Origin of the sequence: Flavobacterium sp. CF108, assembly GCF_900129795.1 — a bacterium.
In the GTDB taxonomy this organism is placed as follows: Bacteria; Bacteroidota; Bacteroidia; order Flavobacteriales; family Flavobacteriaceae; genus Flavobacterium.
The window spans coordinates 953,755-972,228 of record NZ_FQWW01000001.1 but is presented as its reverse complement, the minus strand read 5'-3'; the positions used below and the strand labels follow the sequence as shown (position 1 = coordinate 972,228).

Genomic DNA, 18,474 nt, shown 5'->3' with positions numbered 1-18,474 from the left:
AATCGTGGCGTGTGATTTTAACGCAAAGTACGCTAAGGTTTTATATGTAAGTTTTTTATAAAAAAAAGTAAAGTTCGCAAAGCTTGATCGACACAAAGCTTTGCGAACTTTATGCATTGTAAATGCCATCTATATAAAAAACCTTAGCGCACTTTGCGTAAAAAAAACTTAGTGTGCTTTGCGTTAAAATTACACGCATAGCAACCTGAAACAAAAAAAAGTCCCAAATTAAGAGACTTTTATATTTAAGCTTTTTGCTCTAGTTCTTTCTGCGGATGATATCCAAAAAGATGATGTTCTTTTATAATCTCTGCAACACCAGATGGAAGCATTGGTTCCCAGCCGGTTTTTCCTTGTCCAATCATTTTTAGTACTTCACGAGAGAAAACATTTAATATGTTCGGGTTATAATCTTTAATGTCAACAACTTTACCGTTGAATTTAAAGAATTTGTACAATTCTTTCATTCTAGGATGAACTTTCAGGTTGTCAGAAGTAATAACTTCGCCATTATCACCTAACATTGGATATAAGAATACTTTCATGTCACGGTAGAATAATTTTCCGAAAGCCTCCAAAATTCCACCACTTAAATGACGGTAGTATTTCTCATCAAAAATATCAACAAGGTTATTTACGCCCATTGCTAATCCCATACGGGCTTTGGTATAATTAGAAAAATACTCCACAACTTTATAATATTCCTGGAAATTTGAAATCATAACCGTTTGGCCAAGCGAACAAAGTAATTCGGCTCTGTCCATAAAATCACGCTCATCAATCTCACCATCCGAACGTAAATTCGAAAGTGTAATTTCAAAAACCACTAATGTATTGTCTTTTTCTACTTTATTTTCTTCGAGAAACATTTTCAATGATTTCTCATACATGTCAAGATTCACATTTGTAACCGGACGGAAACTTCCTCTAAAAGCAAGAAGGTTCTTTTTGTATAAAACAGCTGCCGGTAAAACATTCTTTCCTTCCGGATTAAACATTACGGCATCCGTCATTCCGTTTTTAACTAGCTGTAAACTCATCAAACGATTGTCAACATCAGCAAAACGAGGTCCCGAAAAATTGATCGTATCGATCTCTAATTGATCCTTATCTAAGTGATCGTATAAATAACGCAGTAAACGTTTTGGGTCATTATATTTATAGAAAGCACCGTAAATTAAATTTACACCTAAAATCCCGAGTGTTTCTTGTTGTAATCTGGCATCAGTTTCTTTAAAACGAATATGAAGTATAATTTCGTTATATGCCTCGTCTGGTTCAATCTGGTATCGAATTCCAACCCAGCCGTGTCCTTTAAACTGTTTGGCAAAATCTATGGTTGCTACTGTATTAGCATAGCTGAAGAAAAGTTTATTTGGGTGTTTTTCTCTGCTCAAACGTTCTTCGATCAATTCTCCTTCAAACGTAAGCATTTTTTTAAGTCTGTTTTCGGTAACATATCTTCCGTCACTTTCAATCCCGTAAACAGCATCACTAAAATCTTTGTCATAAGCCGACATCGCTTTTGCAATAGTTCCTGAAGAACCTCCGGATCTGAAAAAATGTCTAACTGTCTCTTGTCCAGCGCCAATTTCAGCAAATGTTCCGTAAATATTCTCGTTTAAATTAATGCGTAAAGCTTTGTCTTTTATAGAAGGAATCTGTTCGATGACCTTGTCACCTTTGAGTTTTATTTCTGTACCCATTTTATTTTAAATAGATTTGTTACAAAGTTAGTAAATTAGGGTTCTAATGAAAGAGAAATAATCCTATTTTTGTAAAAAAATTAAGTTCAATTGAAGGTCTATTTTTTAGGTACTGGTACTTCTCAAGGCATTCCGATTATCGGAATCGATCATCCCGTTTGTAAAAGCACTGATGCTAAGGATAAAAGGCTCCGCGTTTCTATTTGGATTACATGGGACGAGCATTCATTTGTAATCGATTGCGGCCCCGATTTTAGACAGCAGTTGCTTTCCTGCGGATGCCGTAAACTCGACGCCATTTTGTTTACACACGAACATGCAGATCATACTGCCGGTTTAGATGATATTCGTCCGTATAATTTCAGACAAGGAGAAATTCCAATTTACGGACATAAACGCGTACTTGATAATTTACGCCGACGTTTTGATTATGTTTTTGAAACCGTAAATAAATATCCGGGTGCTCCAAGCGTAAAAACAATTGAAGTCAAAAACAACGAGCCTTTTGCGGCTGGAGATAAAATCGCAATTCCAATAAACGTTATGCACGGTGATTTACAGGTTTTTGGATATAGAATCGATGATTTTGCTTATTTAACCGATGTAAAAACAATCGAACCAGCTGAAGTTGATAAACTTAAAGGTTTAAAAGTTTTGGTTGTAAATGCCCTGCGTGTTGAACCGCACGATACACACTTTAATTTGCAGGAAGCACTTGATTTTATCAATCTGGTAAAACCTGAAAAAGCTTATTTAACACACATTAGCCATGTTTTAGGTTTTCATGAAGAAGTACAGAAACAACTTCCTGAAAATGTTTATCTGGCCTATGATAATTTAGAAATTACAATTTAATTATACCACAAAATGAAAAAATCCTTAATGCTTTACCTTTTTATCCTTGCGATATTAATGAATGTTTTTACTTATATGTTTTACAGCCGAGAAGTGAAATTTGGTGAAGAAAGATATGAAAAAACAACTAAAAAGCTAAGAGACAGTATCAATTTAGTGTCAGCTAAATTAGCCGATGCGGATTATTTTTCTTTAGAACACAATGAAAATGCACAAAACTATTTTGATAACAGTGCTTCTGGAGGAAAAGTAATTTTATTTGAAAAACTAATTCCGGTTGTAACAGAGAAACTTTTAGATTTTAATGCAAACCCAAAAGGAAATCCATATACAGGACAAGATCAAATAGGGCCAAATAAATTTATCATCAATAAAGTAAAAATTTTAAACCACCGCTGGATCATTGCAGATTACAGCAATGGTGAATTATGGGGAGAAGTCTTGTTAAAATATTTTGTTGATAACAATGATAATATTACCTTTGAAGTAAATCAAACTTGGTTATATCAAAAATAGGATTTTTTAATCCTATTTTTTTTGAGCCATTATTAAATAAATAGGATTATGAAAAAGATGTTTTTGTTTACGATTATTACAGCTGCGACATTTTCTTGTGCAAAAAAAGTTTCACAGGAAAACACAACCGTTAAAGAACCGCAGGAAAAGAAACTAGTGGGAGGAGACTCTGATGCACACGGATGTAAAGGTTCTGCAGGTTACACTTGGTCAACGCTTAAAAAAGAATGTATCCGAATTTTTGAAGGAACAAAACTATCACATACAGAAGAAACAGGTAAAACGTATACAACCGCTGCTTACGTAATTTTTGATGGAAACAAAGCTGAACTTTTCTTGGACACTCAAAAAGAATCCATCATTTTAGAAAGAAAATCAGAAGGAGATTCTTGGAATAAAGACGACTATCAATTAATTCCCTGGAAAGGATATGTTTTGAAAAAAGCCGGAAAGATTATATATACAGGAGAATAATTTTAGTATTCAGTGTTCAGTTTTTTAGTGTTCAGTGATTTGCGCAATCAAAAAAACTTTGTCAAAGTTTCGAACTTTGACAAAGTTCTAGCTGTAAACTGCAACTGAGCACTAAAAAACTGAATACTGAAAACTTACAAAGCCAGCCAATTCTTAAAATCAAAGAAATTCTGTGGTGCAACACCATGACCAACAGGATATTCTTTATAAGTAACCGGAATATTTAGTTTTTCTAAAATTGCAGGCGTTTTTCTCGCCCATTCAATTGGAATAACTTGATCTACAGTTCCGTGAGAAGCGAATATTTTTAAGTTTTTAAAGTCGTTTTTCTCGAAACCTTTTTTGATGATTTCTTCATTAAAATAACCACTCATTGCCACAACTCTTTGAATTTTTTCAGGATACGAAAGCGCAGCAGAATAGCTTAAAATTGAGCCCTGGCTAAAACCAATTAAAGTTACATTGTTTGCATCAATAGGATAATTAGCAATTAATTCATCAATGAAAGAAGCAATTACATCTCTTGAAGTTTTAGCTTGTTCGTTATCTGAAAATTTATTCTGATCTGCATCAAAATTGATTGCGTACCAGGCATAAGCTCCATATTGCAAATCATAAGGCGCTCTGGCTGAAATGATATAATAATTATCAGGAAGTTCAGAAGCAAAAGAAAACAAATCTGCTTCGTTGCTGCCGTAGCCGTGTAATAAAAGTAGTAACGGATTTTTATCTAAAATTACTTTTGGCTCTTGTATTTTATATTCTAAAGATAGATTCATTTTTTAATTGTGAATTGTAAGTTGTGAATTATAAATTTTAAACTTTGTGAAAGATTCAAACTTTGACAAAGCGATTAGATAATAAAAAATCTGTTTTATCTGCGTTTTTGCTTGCAAATCTGCGCCATCCGTGTTCAAAATTTATACGCTGATAAAACAGATTCGCTAAAGCGAAAACGCTGATTCAACGGATTTCTTTTTTGGAATTTCAAAATTTCGAATTTTCTTTTATCCTATAGATTTTAGCAATTTCTGATATAAACCGCCAACTAAAGGCATTGGTCTTGTTTGACCTTGTATTGCGCTAAAAATTCCATAAGTCCATAATACTGACATACAAATCCACATCGGAAAAGTAATTAAATAACTGTCAAAAGGGCTAATGATTAAGGCTAAGGAAATAAAAGTAATCGATAATCCTGCGGACTGACGAATATGAAAAGACGCAAAACTGTTTTTGTTTTCAGAATTCATAGACATTGCAATCAAAACGCCAATAATTAAGATATAACTCGTAATGGCAATTGATTTTCCTTCTTCGATTGTATTGTTCATTGTATTATTTTGTAACAAGTTGATTTTGATTTAAAATTCCGTACACAGAACCTTTAAGCTCAGTTCCTAAGAAAGCAGAATTTTTAGATTTTGAAAGAATATTTTCTTTCGTAAAAGTCGATTTTCCTTCTGGAGTAAAGAAAGTAAAGTTAGCTTTAGCACCTTCTTCAATTGTATTGTTTTCAAGACCAAAAACAGTTCTTCCTGAAGTTAGTTTTGCAACCACAGTTTCTAGCGGTAAAACCGTTAATAATGCTCCAAAAGCACTTTCAAGACCAATAGTCCCATTTTTAGCAGTATCAAATTCCATTTTCTTGAATTCAATATCAATCGGATTATGGTCTGATGTAATCGTATCGATAGTTCCGTCGGCAATTCCGTTTAGTAAAGCCTGTCTGTCAACTTCGGTTCGTAATGGCGGCGTCACTTTAAAACGCGTGTCAAAACCGTCTAGTTTTTCATCGGTTAAAACCAAATGATGTACAGAAACACTTGTCGTTACGTTTAAACCTTTTGCTTTAGCTTCTCTAATTAATTCAACCGATTTTGCTGTAGAAATTGTCGGGATATGAAGTTTTCCACCTGTATATTCCAATAAAAATAAGTTTCTCGAAATTTGAAGTTCTTCGGCTAGATTTGGAATTCCTTTCAAACCTAATCTTGTAGAAACGATTCCTTCATTAGCAACTCCGTTTCCTTTTAGATTTGGATCTTGCGAATAAGTGATAACCAAACCATCAAAATCCTGAACATATTGCAATGCAATTTTTAGCAAATTAGCATTGTCAATACTTCTGTTATAATCTCCAAAAGCAATTGCTCCGGCTTTTTTCATGTCGTAAAGTTCAGCCATATCTTTTCCTTCGCTGGCTTTTGTTAAAGCACCAATTGGGAAAATTTCTGTAGCAAAACCATTTGCTTTATTTTTTACAAAATTGACTTGAGATTGATTGTCAATAATCGGGAAGGAGTTGGGTTGTAAAGCAATCGCTGTAAAGCCGCTTTTTGCTGCAACATTTAATCCGTTTGCAATAGTTTCTCTGTCTTCGTAACCTGGTTCTCCAAGAGAAACACTGCTGTCAAACCAGCCTTGAGAAACATGAAGATTATCGAATCTTACTACTTCTGCGTCATCGTTTGGAAGAGAAACTCCTATTTTTTCAATTAAACCATCTGCAATTAAAAGATCAACGGTCTGGTTATGAAACGGACTTTTTGAGTCGATAATTTTGGCGCTTTTGATGATTATTTTCATATTTTAGATATTTATTTATCAAACATTAAATGTTTTTGTTTTCTACCATTAAGAAATTAAGTTAATAAAGAAGAGAAACTTAATTTCCTAACCATTAAAAGTAAGTTCATAAAGGAAAAACTTAATAATCTTAATGCCTTAATGGTGAAAAAAATCATTTCACGAATTTTATAATTGCCATTTCTAATGCTAAAAATAACAGTGCAAAGATAACAAACCATTTCCAAATTTGGCTGTCAGTTCGCTCAGTTTGTAAGGTGTTAAAAATGGTCGAAATCGTATCGGCGGTTTTAAAATCAGAAACTACATTTGTGTTTATCTGACTCAAATCGCTTTCGGTTCTTTTGTAATTGAAACTCAAATTCTCAACCCATTCTTTTTTGTCAAAAATACTGTAATTTCCAGCTGTTTCCGGGAAATCATTGAACGTTAATTTGACTTTATTATTCAAAATCTGCTGAATCGGAATAAATGAATCTTCTATTCCTTTTACTTCCAGAATTGCATCTTTCGTCAGCAAAACATCAACAAAATAAGGTTGATTATTTCCAATCGTTAAAGCATTTATACCCGTTTTTTGATTGTTCTGCGCCATTTTATAAAACAACGGAACAATTAAAGGTGATTGCTGAAAGTTCGAATTTGCTGTATTTATTGGTGCCGAAAATACAGTAATTCCAGCCGTAGGATTTTGAATTGCCGTTACAAATGTACTTTGATCTTCATAAGATAAAACCGCTGGGTATGGACTTGAAATATCAAATGAACTGTTTGTTTTTGGATACTGAAAATTCGTGATTTTATTTTCAAAAACTCCCGAAAATAACGGATGATCGAAATTGATTTTGGTAATGAGTTTACTTTCTGTTTTAAGAGTATTAAACTGAATTTTTCCAAAATTCCCTAAAAAGGAATTTAAATTGGAAATAGAACTTTTTTCAGAAGGAATCACAACTAAATTGCCGCCTTTAGAAACAAACGCTTTTAAAGTCGTTTGTAAAGCCTGTGGAATTTCAACTAATTCATTTAAGATTATGGTATTTTGTTTTTCTAAACTATTATAATCTAAAGAACTGATAGAGTAATTGTTATAATTGAATTCGGCAGAAGTGTAAATTCTCGATAGGAAATTACTTTTTTCAGGTTCACCAATGCTGATTACATTTGTTTTTTTGTTTTTAGAAATACTGAAAAACAATTTATTATCATACGTTAAACCATTGTCTTCAATAGAAACATATCCATGAAAAGCTTCTTTTGGAATTGTGAAGTTGATTTTCTTTTTCTTCGCATCAAAATTGATAATTGTTTTGGCAATCAGTTTATTTTGATTGTACAAAGCAGTCGAAATGGGTTTAAAATCTTCTCCGTAGCCTGATAAGTTTACACTTATTTCGTAGAAATTCTCTAAAGTCTGATTGATATAAACGCTGTCAATTGAAACGTTATTTTTTTGTTCCGCTTCTGGAATTATGAAATAGGGTTTTTCTTCAGAATCAATGTTTTTAATATCATTTTCAGTTAAACCAACAGCATCAGAAATAATGACAATATCTTTTTTATGTGCCGATTTATGCGCTTTTACTTTTGCCATAATCGACGAAAGTTCAAATGGAGTTGCGCTGTAATTTAGATTTTGTAACGAGCTTTTAACTGACTTGATATCTGTATTCCAGTAATTTTCTGTGTTTGTCAGCAATGAAAATTGAGCTGTTTCGGGCGTGTTTTCCAGTAATTCCTGAACGGCACGTTTTAGCAATTCTCCTTTTTTGCCTTTTGCCTGCATACTAAACGAATTGTCTAAAATAATATACATTTCGTTTGAAGCATTCTTGCTGTCTTTGGCTTCAAAAAAAGGCTGCGCAAATGCAATAATAGCGCACGTAAGCAACAAAAGACGAGTGGCAAGTAATAATCGTTTTTTGATTTTTGAGCTTTTACGAGTCTGAATTGCCAGTTCTTTTAGGAAACGAACATTGGTAAAATAAGAAGTTTTAAATCTTCGTAATTGAAATAAGTGAACCAAAATTGGAACAATCAATAAAAAAAGAAAGTATAGAATTTCGGGATGTTTAAAGTGCATTCTGGCTTCGATTTACTTCGCTACTTTTATTTTTCGCGAAGATGCTGGTCAAAAATACAAATTTTTTGGTTGAACCATATAAGTTCATGTAAGAGATTATAAGTAAAAAATATTTAAGTGTTCTAAAATGAACTTATATTACTTATATGGTGAAAATCCTTTTTAATAAATGTAACTTTTCTAGTTTTATTTGTAATGATCTAAAAGATATTATTGTGTATTTTAGCGTATTCAAAAAAAACAAACTATGAAAAAAATATATCTAGTATTATTTTCAGCTTTGGCATTTACTACTGCAAAAGCTCAAAATAAATTTAACCTGTTGGTTGGAACTTACACCAATACATGCCAGAGTAACGGAATTTATGTATATGAATTTGATGCAAATTCGGGTGAGTTTAAACTTAAAAACTCTTCAGAAAATGTAGTGAGTCCGAGTTATTTATCGGTTTCGGCAGATAATAAATTTATTTATGCAGTAAACGAAAACGGAACCCAAAGTACGGTAAGTGCATTTGGATATGATTCTCCATCAGGAAAAATTAATTTTTTGAATAAAAATGATGCGTTGGGAGCAGATCCTTGTCACTTAATAAATGATGATAAAAATGTAATTGTAGCCAATTATTCTGGCGGAAATATAGTAGTTTATAAAAAAAATACTGACGGAAGTATTTCTGAAGTACAGCAATTGATTCAGCACGAAGGAAAAGGGCCAAATGCGGCACGTCAGGAAAAAGCGCACGTGCATATGGTTGTTTTTTCTCCAGATAAAAAGTTTGTGCTTTCTAATGATTTAGGTTTAGATAAAGTCTTTATTTACAAATACAATCCTGCGTCTAAAAATGAAATTCTGACTTTAAAAGGAAGTGTTGATGTTAAACCGGGAAGCGGCCCAAGACATTTAACTTTTAGCAAAGACGGAAAATTTGTTTATTTAGTTCAGGAATTAGATGGTACGCTGACAACTTTTAGCTACGATAAAACCGGAAGTTTAAAAGTAATTGCCGAAACGAGCATTTTACCAAAAGGCTTTAAAGGCGGAACGGGAGCAGCAGCCATAAAAATCTCACCTGACGGAAACTTTTTATATGTTTCTGATCGTGTAGATGCCAATGCTGTTTCAGTATATAAAATCCTTAAAAACGGAAGTATAGAATTAGTAGAGCAGCAAAGCACTTTAGGAAAAGGCCCAAGAGATTTTTCTATTGATCCAACAGGAAATTACCTTTTAGTTGGTCATCAATATACAAATGACATCGTTATTTTTAAAAGAGATATCGCAACCGGAAAAATTACAGACACTGGAAAAAGAATTCAGTTGTGTTCGCCTGTAGGTTTGGTTTTTACGAAAATTTAAATTTAGAAAATTCCAATAAAAAAAATCCAAATCCCAATTTTGCAAGTTGGAATTTGGATTTTTTTTATTGGAATTTTTATTTATCGTTGTCTTTCCTCTTCTTATCTCTCGTTTTCAACATATTTCGATTGACAGAACCGTGGGTTTTCTTTTTTGTTTTTGAAGGACCTCCTAAATTGACCTTTTTATTCTTTTTAGATTTTTCATGAAAAGCTCCGTCTCCTTCGAGTTTTACTTTTTTCATTAAAAACTTAATAGGCTGTTTGTCTTTTTCAGGCTCGATTAATTTTGTTGAGACTTCAACTTCTTCAGGGAAATCAGTAATATCAAGTTCCTGATTCATTAAAACTTCGACTTCAATTTTAAATTTCTCTTCTCTAGGAGTTACAAAACTAATGGCTGTTCCAGTTGCATCTGCACGTCCGGTACGACCAATTCTGTGCATGTATAATTCTGGTTCTTCCGGAAGTTCGAAGTTAATTACGTGCGAGATATTAGAAATATCCAAACCTCTCGCCATAATATCGGTTGTGATTAAACCACGAAGATTTCCTTCCTGAAATTCTGCCATTGTACTCAAACGGTAGTTTTGAGATTTATTTGAGTGAATTACACCAAATTGACCTTCAAAATCTTCTTCAATGCGTGTGTGCAGCATATCTGAAATCTTTTTATTATTTACGAAAACCAAAACACGATCCATGCTTTCGTCGTTTTGCAATAAATGTTTTAGCAGATTTACTTTTGTATTGAAGTTTGGAACGTTGTATGTAATCTGAGTGATTTTTTCAAGCGGAGTTCCTGATGCTGCAAGCGTAACTTCTTCAGGGAAATCAAAATAATCATTTAATATATTATCAACTTCATCTGTCATTGTTGCAGAGAATAATATATTTTGACGTTTGGTTTTCATCATCGCTAAAAGTGAAGTCAGCTGTGGTCTGAAACCAAGATTCAGCATTTCGTCAAATTCGTCGATTACTAATTTTTGAGTTTCATCAAAACGAACAACAGCGTCAAGGGCTAAATCCATTGTACGGCCTGGAGTTCCAACTAAAATATCAACACCTTCGTAAACGGCTTTTTTTTGTGTATTGATGTTTACACCTCCATAAATACCTAATGTTTTAACCGACATGTATGTGGTTAATTTCTCGACTTCTTCAACAACCTGAACAACTAATTCACGGGTTGGAACAAGTACAACAATTTTTGGTGTATTGGTATTGGTAAACTTATAAAGTTTTAAAAGAGGCAGTAAATAGGCAAATGTTTTACCGGTTCCGGTTTGCGCAATTCCCATCATATCGCGTCCAGACATGATTACAGAGAAAGATTTTTCCTGAATAGGAGTAGGCGTAACAAAGCCTAATTCGTCAACAGCTTTTTGTAATGATTTTGGGAGATTGAATTTTTCGAAAGTGCTCATTTGCATTAAATTTTGTGCAAATGTACGTTAAAATGATGGTTTTTTGTTGATTTTGTTTTTTTGATACTGAATTGTCACCCTGAGCGAAGTCGAAGGGACGTACCAATTGGGGCATGGGCTTCGACTTCGCTCAGCCTGACACTTAATAACTTTAAATTCTAAAATCCTTCAAAAACTCCCAAACCAAACAAAGCAAAATCGTATTTTACAGGATCTGCAGCGTCCATTTTGCGGAGTTGTGTATCTAATTCCAGTAAAGCTTTTGCATCATTTTGCTTTCGCGAAAGAATTCCTAGTTTGCGGGCAACATTTCCTGAGTGAACATCAAGCGGACATGATAATGCAGAAGGAGAAATTGTTTTCCAGATTCCTAAATCGACGCCTTTTGTGTCTTGGCGAATCATCCAGCGTAAATACATGTTGATGCGTTTTGCGGCAGAATTATTCAGCGGGTCTGAAATGTGTTTTTGAGTTCGCGGTAAATGATCGATTTCGAAAAATATCTTTTTGAATTCACTTATACTTTTCTGCAGACTGTCTTTTTCCTGATTTTTAGCAAAAACCGCTTCGAGTCCGTTGTGGTTTTTGTAAATGTGTTGTAAGCCTTTAATAAATCCACCGAAATCTTTTCCGTTGAAAGTTCGGTGAACGAAATTTTCTAAATCCGCTAAATTATCTTCAGAATGTGACATAACGAAATCGTAAGGTGTATTGCCCATTAATTCCATCATTTTATGCGAATTCTTGATAATCATTTTACGATTTCCCCAAGCGATTGATGCGCTTAAGAATCCTGCAATTTCGATATCTTCTTTTTGAGAAAACAAATGCGGAATCTGCACAGGATCACTTTCGATAAAATCCTGATTGTTATATTGAATGACTTTCTCGTCGAGAAATTCTTTGAGTTCTTTTTGATTCATTTGAAATGAAATGTTCTTGTTTGTTCGAGTGCCCTAGCCCTGATGGGAGCGGCATCTCCCGATTTAGAAAAACAAGGCTTTTTAGCCGTAGTTTTTGTTTATCGGGAATACAGCGGACAGCAGGATTAGCTCCTAATTACTAATCTGACCGTCGACCATAACTAATTTTCTGTCGGCCATATTGGCTAATTCTTCGTTGTGGGTTACAATTACAAAAGTCTGCCCGAATTCGTCACGAAGCTTGAAAAACAATTGATGCAAATTTTCGGCAGAATGAGTGTCAAGATTTCCAGACGGTTCATCGGCAAAAATCACATCGGGTTTGTTGATTAAGGCTCTTGCAACAGCAACGCGCTGCTGTTCTCCGCCCGAAAGTTCGCTTGGTTTGTGATGAATTCTATGCGATAAACCTAGATATTCCAGTATTTTTTTAGCTTCTTTTTCGGTTTGTGCTTTTGGCTTATTGGCCATAAAAGCAGGAATACACACATTTTCTAAAGCTGTGAATTCTGGTAATAATTGGTGAAACTGGAAAATAAAACCGAGATTTAAATTTCTAAATTCTGATAGTATTTTGTCTTGCTTGCTTTTCTTTTTGAAATATCTGTTGTAGTACACAAACATGGAAACTATTGGTAAAAATAAGACGCCAAGGGTTACTAACCTTAATGTTTCATCCAAGATTTTTGTTCTGAAAAATAATAAATAAACAACCAAAATTATAATGTAAATTACACCAGACCAAGTGACGATTTTAAATGTTTTTTCTTCTTTTGAATTGTCATTTTCAATATCCTGCAGTCTCAAAATATTTTTACCATTAATGCTTAATGATGATGCTGAGTTTCTTTCGGGTGTGTCTAAAGTTCCCAAAATTTGCAGTAAAGTTGTTTTTCCGGCTCCGGAAGCTCCAACAATCGAAACAATTTCGCCTTTCTTAATATGTAAATCAACTCCCTTTAAAACTTCAAGTTTGTCGTAGAATTTATGTATGTTTTTTGCGTGTATCATTTAGTGAAACTGTTTTTACAAAGAAACGAAGATTATGGTTAGAATCAAATTCCAATATCTTAAATTCCAAATTCCAAAAAATCTAAAATCTGCATTCTAAAATCTAAAATTTAAAAATCGGCTCGTTTCTTGATATGGAAATTTTGAAATTAAATTTAATATTCAAATAAAATGAATTTGATGAATTATTTTTAATTTCGGAACAAACTCAAATCAAACTTAAAATGCAAGATCTAAAAGTTGTAGATGACAATAGAATGTCAAAATTAATTATTGGCTTAATTTTGGACGGAATTGGTATGATTTCTTTTTCGATTCCGCTTCTTGGCGAATTTTCAGATGTAATTTGGGCGCCAATCGCGGCTATAATTATGACCAGAATGTATAAAGGCAGAGTTGGAAAAGTAGCCAGTGTTTTAACTTTTATTGAAGAAGTAATTCCGTTTACGGATATCATTCCTTCTTTTACATTGACCTGGATTTATACTTATTTCTTTTCCAGTGAGAGAGTAAGAGAATAAATTTAGTTTTTGAATAAAAATCCTAATCCCATATTTTTGAGCATTTTCTTTTCGAAGTTCCAAAAGAATTTAAACTGCCCAAACACGGTTCCTATTGCGACCAACAAAACCTGATAAATAGGGAAAATTATAAGCAGTCGAATTAAGGTAAACCAGCCTCCAAAATCTTCTTTGGTGATTCCCAGCCAAACGCAAAATGGTTTAGACAGCCAGGCAGAAGCCGATCCTGTGATGGCAAAAACGGTAAGTATTATAATGGCTTGTAAATTTGAGGTAATTCCCCAGCGTTCTTTTAGTTTATTCATTGCTATTTGTAATGATTACAAATATAGTAATTATCTTGAAGGAACATACCCCCAAAGTTTTTGTTTGTAAGTATTTTGAAAATAAATCATGTAATTGTAAATTAGATAGTTTACTTCGTATCCGTAATGAATGTCAGGACGATAGTTAATTGACATTTCATATAAGTTAGGACTATAGCGCTGTGGCTGTAAAACGCGGCTGTTCCACTCGGTTACATACAAGTTATTTTTATTTTCAAGATATTCTAATGAATGATAATTTCGTGGATAAGCTCTTGATTGAAGCCAGGTACTAAAACCGTTATCTATAATTATTACTTCGTATTCCAGAGAATCGTTTGCAATTCTAACGGTATCGTTTAGTTTTTTGTTTGAAGCAGTATTATCTGCACTCGCAATGTTCTGCGAAGCTGTAGAACAAGCAATTATTGTCAATAATATGATCAATATGGAAATACACTTTTTCATAACCATAAAGTTACGAATTTTTTTTAAAGGGACAAAGGTTCAAAGTGACAAAGGGACAGAGGTTTAACTTTGTGTTTATAAAATAAAAACTGATTACAATTCTGCAATCAGTTTTTAGAATTTGTTTTTAAAAGCCTTTGTTACTTTGAACCTTTGTATCTTATTTACTTGCTTCCAAATAATTTCCCAATAAACCCGGCGATACCGCCTTTGCTTTTGGTAACTACAAGTACATCGGCGACATCTAGTTTTCCGTCGTTGTTTTGGTCAAGGCCAAATTGAGTTCCATATTTTGAAATGGTATCCATGATTCCAGATGCTTGTCCGCTGTTTCCTGAGATTGAATTGATGATGTCAGAAATCTGAAAACTGCTGTCATTTGGATCTTTTGCTTTATTTACTAATGAACCTAAAATCTGCGGAATTAAGTTTGAAGCTACGCCAGAAGAATCAGCACTGCTTAAACCAAATTTTTCGCCTAAACTTCCAGACAATTGCTGCGAAATTTGCTGTACGACTGGATTTGAGTTGTCTATAGGGGAATTTCCGTTGAATAAACTAGCTAGTTGTTCACCTCCGCCTTCTGAAGCTATTTTTTTTAAACCATCAAAAATAGAATTACTGGTTTCGCTTATTACGGCTTCGTTATGCTCATTTGGGACAGCGGCGTTGTTTACAACAGCATCGCCTCCGTATTGCTGTACTAATTGGGTTAATTGTTCAAACATAATATTTAAGGGTTTAAATTATACACCAAAATTAATAAAAAAAGAAAGGTATTTACTACAAATAAGTAGTAAATACCTCTAAAGATAATCTATTTTTTAATTACTAGCTTAACAAAGTAATAATTTGTGAAGCTAATTCTGTACCAATTCTGTCTTGTGCTTCTCCAGTTGCAGCTCCAATGTGCGGCGTTAATGAAATTTTAGGGTGCATTAAAATTGTCATTTCTGGTTTTGGTTCGCTTTCAAAAACGTCTAAACCTGCAAAAGCAACTTTTCCTGAGTCTAAAGCTTTTACTAAAGCTACTTCATCAATAACTCCGCCACGAGCACAGTTTACGATTCCAACTCCGTCTTTTAAAAGCTCAAATTCTTTTTCTCCAATGATATAACCATCCTGAGCAGGAACGTGTAATGTAATGAAATCAGACTCTTTAAATAAAGATTCTAATGATTGAGAAACAATTGTAGTTGTGATAGATTGTCCGTCGAAAAATTCAACTTTTACATCTACCTGTGGGATGAAACTATCTGCAGCGATAACTTTCATTCCTAAACCAAGAGCCATTTTTGCTGTAGCTTGTCCGATACGACCAATACCAACAATTCCAAGCGTTTTTCCTCTTAATTCAACTCCGTTTGCGTATGCTTTTTTCAAACCGTCAAAGTTTGAATCTCCTTCAAGTGGCATATTTCTGTTTGAGTCATGTAAGAAACGAACACCAGAAAATAAGTGTCCAAATACCAATTCAGCAACAGATTCTGATGATGAAGCTGGAGTATTAATTACATGAATCCCTTTGCTTTTAGCATAATCAACATCGATATTATCCATACCAACACCACCGCGACCGATGATTTTGATACCAGGACAAGCATCGATAATATCTTTACGAACTTTAGTTGCACTGCGTACTAAAATTACACTTACATTATTTTCATTGATAAAGTTAGCTACTTGTTCCTGAGCTACTTTTGTAGTTATAACTTCAAATCCGCCTTTTTCTAAGGCTAGAATTCCACTTTTAGAAATTCCGTCATTTGCTAATACTTTCATTTTGGGTATGTTGTTTATTTGGTTAATCGTTTAATCGTTTAATCGATGAACCAATCTATTATTTTTCTTTTTTGATATTTTAAAGCAAGGATTTTTTGACGATTAAACAGTTAAACAAATTAACGATTAACCGAAAAAAAGATTAAACTTTAGACTCAAGTGCTTTCATTACATCAACTAAAACCTGAACACTTTCGATAGGCATAGCGTTGTAAATAGAAGCTCTGTAACCACCTACAGAACGGTGTCCTGGCAATCCAGAAATATTTGCAGCTTTCCATAAAGCGTCAAAAGTTTCTGTATGGTCCGGGTTGTTTAGTAAGAAAGTCACGTTCATTTTAGAACGGTCTTCTACTGCAGCAGCACCTTTAAATAATGGGTTTCTGTCGATTTCAGCATAAAGTAAATCTGCTTTTGCGTTGTTTAATTTTTCAACAGCAGCGATTCCGCCTTTTTCTTTAATCCATTGTAACGTTAATAATGAAACATATACAGAAAAAACAGGCGGTGTATTGTACATACTTTCTGCTTTGATATGTTTAGCATAATCTAACATGCTAGGAATTGTTCTTCCGTTTTTACCTAAAATTTCTTCTTTAACTACCACAAGAGTAGTTCCTGCAGGTCCCATATTTTTTTGAGCTCCAGCATAGATTAAGTCAAATTTAGAGAAATCTAATTGACGAGAAAAAATATCAGAACTCATGTCGCAAACTACCGGAATGTTAGTTGACGGGAATTCCTGCATTTGAGTTCCAAAGATGGTATTGTTACTTGTACAGTGAAAATAATCAGCATCGGCTGGTATTTCGTAACCTTTTGGAATATGTGTATAATTATCATCTTTTGAAGAAGCTACAACAATAGTTTCTCCAAAAAGTTTTGCTTCTTTAATAGCCGCAGTTGCCCACGTTCCAGAATCTAAATAAGCTGCTTTTCCGTTTTCTTTCAATAAGTTATAAGGAGCCATCAAGAATGCAGTACTTGCACCACCTTGTAAAAACAAAGCCTGATATCCTTTTCCCTGAAGTCCTAATAATTCTAAAGCCAGCGAACGCGCTTCATCCATAACAGCAACAAAATCTTTGCTTCGGTGCGAGATTTCAAGAATTGATAATCCTGAATCATTAAAATTTAAAATTGCTTTTGATGCCTTCTCAAAAACTTCCTGAGGTAAAATACTTGGTCCTGCGCTGTAGTTGTGTTTTTTCATGGTTGTTGTTAATAGTCGAAATTTTAAAAACGCAAATTTCGGCAATAGGAGCTGAAAAAGCGATAAATAATTCGAAATAATTAAACATTTTTTTACTTTGTTGTTAACAAAAACGTTATAGTATCAACGTTATCTGCATAATCCCACAATTGAGGATTTTGGGTTTGACCAAATGCAACACTATTTTCTATTAAATCGCTGCTTACAATGCATTGAATTTGCTCTGCATCGGTTTCCAGACGCGATTTTAAATCTTCAAGGTTTTCGTAATATTCATAGAAAACGCTCGAAATAGGCGAGGCGTAGCTCGAATCTTCTTTTAAAGTCAAAAATCCGTTATCTAATAATTTGAAATTACTCATTAAGAAAACAGCTTTATTGTAATCGTAATTATTAGCGTATTTTTCGTAATGAATTACGTCCTGATATTTAAAAATGGCCTGAAAAAAAGCATCAAATGAATAGCCTTTCGGAACAAAAAGTTTAGATACATTTCGGCATCCTAAACCAAAATACCTAAAAATATCTTCGCCAAGAGCTTCTAATTCTTCGTGTGTTTCTTTTCCGTTTAAAACGGCAGCCGAATTTCTGTTTTTTCGAATGATGGAAGGTTTATCCTTAAAATAATATTCAAAATAACGAGCTGTATTATTGCTTCCAGTGGCGATTACGGTATCAAAATTTTCCAGTTTTCCATCCACGAAAGTGATTTTATCTTTTAAATTTTCATCAACAGCAATTAAATACTTCGCCAAAAATGGCAGTAAATGCTGATCGTTTGAGGATGTTTTTATTAATGCTTTATTTCCGGTAATTAAAACAGATAGAAAATCATGAAAACCAACAAGCGGAATATTTCCGGCCAGGATCAAAGCAACTGTTTTTTCTTTTTTATTGTCCTGAGCGAATTCAGACGAATATTGAGAAATCCATTTGTTTAGGTTTTCTTCTGTTAATGCATCTGCCCACGATTTTATTGCAAAATATACTTGTTCCGGAGTGTACCATCCATTATGAGATTGTGATAAATGGATTAGTTTTTCGAAATCATCAAAAAAGATATCATTATATAAAACGTCAGATTTCTGTACAGAATGCTCTTCTGAAAACTGACTTAGAAATTTTCCTAATTCAACAAAAATACTTTTTTTTGTTTCTAATGTCATAATGTTTGTTTATGAATTGTTTTGATTGTAATTTTGCACAAAAATAAGCATAATTAAGTCGAAAGTCAAAAGT

Annotated in this window: 18 protein-coding genes and 2 pseudogenes; 5 read left to right on the top strand and 15 right to left on the bottom strand. The window is 33.5% G+C overall.

Features of this window, described 5'->3' with window-relative positions:
* Positions 1-245 precede the first annotated feature (245 nt).
* Complete coding sequence (locus BUE10_RS04355; protein ID WP_073482627.1) at positions 246-1,706, bottom strand: nicotinate-nucleotide adenylyltransferase; 1,461 nt, start codon at positions 1,704-1,706, stop codon at positions 246-248.
* A 90-nt stretch (positions 1,707-1,796) separates the two neighbouring features.
* Between BUE10_RS04355 and BUE10_RS04350 the strand changes: the two genes are divergently transcribed.
* The 3 genes from BUE10_RS04350 to BUE10_RS04340 are packed head-to-tail and all read left to right on the top strand — an operon-like array spanning position 1,797 to position 3,551.
* Positions 1,797-2,561, top strand: a complete 765-nt coding sequence (locus BUE10_RS04350; RefSeq protein WP_073482625.1) for an MBL fold metallo-hydrolase — start codon at positions 1,797-1,799, stop codon at positions 2,559-2,561.
* A 12-nt stretch (positions 2,562-2,573) separates the two neighbouring features.
* Positions 2,574-3,077, top strand: a complete 504-nt coding sequence (locus tag BUE10_RS04345) for a hypothetical protein (protein WP_073482623.1) — start codon at positions 2,574-2,576, stop codon at positions 3,075-3,077.
* 48 nt (positions 3,078-3,125) lie between these two features.
* Positions 3,126-3,551 carry a hypothetical protein gene (locus BUE10_RS04340; RefSeq protein ID WP_234984704.1) on the top strand — a complete coding sequence of 142 codons (426 nt, stop codon included), beginning with the start codon at positions 3,126-3,128 and terminating at the stop codon, positions 3,549-3,551.
* Between the two features lie 134 nt (positions 3,552-3,685).
* Here the strand turns inward: BUE10_RS04340 and BUE10_RS04335 are convergent, their stop codons facing one another.
* The 4 genes from BUE10_RS04335 to BUE10_RS04320 all read right to left on the bottom strand — a co-directional run bounded on the left by BUE10_RS04335 (position 3,686) and on the right by BUE10_RS04320 (position 8,223).
* Positions 3,686-4,330, bottom strand: coding sequence for an alpha/beta hydrolase (locus BUE10_RS04335; protein ID WP_073482619.1), 645 nt, complete (start codon positions 4,328-4,330; stop codon positions 3,686-3,688).
* Between the two features lie 228 nt (positions 4,331-4,558).
* Complete coding sequence (locus BUE10_RS04330) at positions 4,559-4,885, bottom strand: hypothetical protein (protein WP_073483046.1); 327 nt, start codon at positions 4,883-4,885, stop codon at positions 4,559-4,561.
* A 4-nt stretch (positions 4,886-4,889) separates the two neighbouring features.
* Positions 4,890-6,140, bottom strand: coding sequence for a dihydroorotase (locus BUE10_RS04325; RefSeq protein WP_073482617.1), 1,251 nt, complete (start codon positions 6,138-6,140; stop codon positions 4,890-4,892).
* Between the two features lie 154 nt (positions 6,141-6,294).
* Positions 6,295-8,223: a vWA domain-containing protein gene (locus tag BUE10_RS04320; protein ID WP_073482615.1), complete on the bottom strand. Its 1,929-nt coding sequence runs from the start codon at positions 8,221-8,223 to the stop codon at positions 6,295-6,297.
* A 247-nt stretch (positions 8,224-8,470) separates the two neighbouring features.
* Here BUE10_RS04320 and BUE10_RS04315 point away from each other — a divergent pair, with 247 nt between their 5' ends.
* Complete coding sequence (locus BUE10_RS04315; RefSeq protein WP_073482613.1) at positions 8,471-9,583, top strand: lactonase family protein; 1,113 nt, start codon at positions 8,471-8,473, stop codon at positions 9,581-9,583.
* 76 nt (positions 9,584-9,659) lie between these two features.
* Here BUE10_RS04315 and BUE10_RS04310 read toward each other — a convergent pair whose 3' ends face one another.
* From BUE10_RS04310 to BUE10_RS24190, 4 genes and pseudogenes are all read right to left on the bottom strand, one after another.
* A complete protein-coding gene (locus BUE10_RS04310; protein WP_073483044.1) occupies positions 9,660-11,012 on the bottom strand; it encodes a DEAD/DEAH box helicase in 1,353 nt (450 codons plus the stop codon).
* A 158-nt stretch (positions 11,013-11,170) separates the two neighbouring features.
* Positions 11,171-11,935 carry a TIGR02757 family protein gene (locus tag BUE10_RS04305; RefSeq protein ID WP_073482611.1) on the bottom strand — a complete coding sequence of 255 codons (765 nt, stop codon included), beginning with the start codon at positions 11,933-11,935 and terminating at the stop codon, positions 11,171-11,173.
* Between the two features lie 132 nt (positions 11,936-12,067).
* Positions 12,068-12,517: pseudogene (locus tag BUE10_RS24195) on the bottom strand (ABC transporter ATP-binding protein); the annotation flags it as partial.
* Between the two features lie 204 nt (positions 12,518-12,721).
* A pseudogene (locus BUE10_RS24190) lies at positions 12,722-12,946 on the bottom strand (ATP-binding cassette domain-containing protein); the annotation flags it as partial.
* 224 nt (positions 12,947-13,170) lie between these two features.
* Here BUE10_RS24190 and BUE10_RS04295 point away from each other — a divergent pair.
* Positions 13,171-13,467: a hypothetical protein gene (locus BUE10_RS04295; RefSeq protein ID WP_053473692.1), complete on the top strand. Its 297-nt coding sequence runs from the start codon at positions 13,171-13,173 to the stop codon at positions 13,465-13,467.
* Positions 13,468-13,469: 2 nt separating this feature from the next.
* Here the strand turns inward: BUE10_RS04295 and BUE10_RS04290 are convergent, their stop codons facing one another.
* The 6 genes from BUE10_RS04290 to BUE10_RS04265 form a co-directional block, all read right to left on the bottom strand.
* A complete protein-coding gene (locus tag BUE10_RS04290; RefSeq protein ID WP_053473691.1) occupies positions 13,470-13,772 on the bottom strand; it encodes a DUF6787 family protein in 303 nt (100 codons plus the stop codon).
* 30 nt (positions 13,773-13,802) lie between these two features.
* Positions 13,803-14,240: a DUF6146 family protein gene (locus BUE10_RS04285; protein ID WP_073483042.1), complete on the bottom strand. Its 438-nt coding sequence runs from the start codon at positions 14,238-14,240 to the stop codon at positions 13,803-13,805.
* A 164-nt stretch (positions 14,241-14,404) separates the two neighbouring features.
* Entirely contained in the window at positions 14,405-14,968 is a 564-nt protein-coding gene (locus BUE10_RS04280) for a DUF937 domain-containing protein (RefSeq protein ID WP_073482607.1), read from the bottom strand.
* Between the two features lie 103 nt (positions 14,969-15,071).
* A complete protein-coding gene (locus BUE10_RS04275) occupies positions 15,072-16,022 on the bottom strand; it encodes a D-2-hydroxyacid dehydrogenase (protein ID WP_073482606.1) in 951 nt (316 codons plus the stop codon).
* A 142-nt stretch (positions 16,023-16,164) separates the two neighbouring features.
* On the bottom strand, positions 16,165-17,235 hold the full coding sequence (serC, locus tag BUE10_RS04270; RefSeq protein WP_073482604.1) for a 3-phosphoserine/phosphohydroxythreonine transaminase: 1,071 nt from the start codon (positions 17,233-17,235) through the stop codon (positions 16,165-16,167).
* A gap of 92 nt (positions 17,236-17,327) precedes the next feature.
* On the bottom strand, positions 17,328-18,401 hold the full coding sequence (locus BUE10_RS04265) for an acyl-CoA reductase (protein WP_073482602.1): 1,074 nt from the start codon (positions 18,399-18,401) through the stop codon (positions 17,328-17,330).
* Positions 18,402-18,474: the final 73 nt, after the last annotated feature.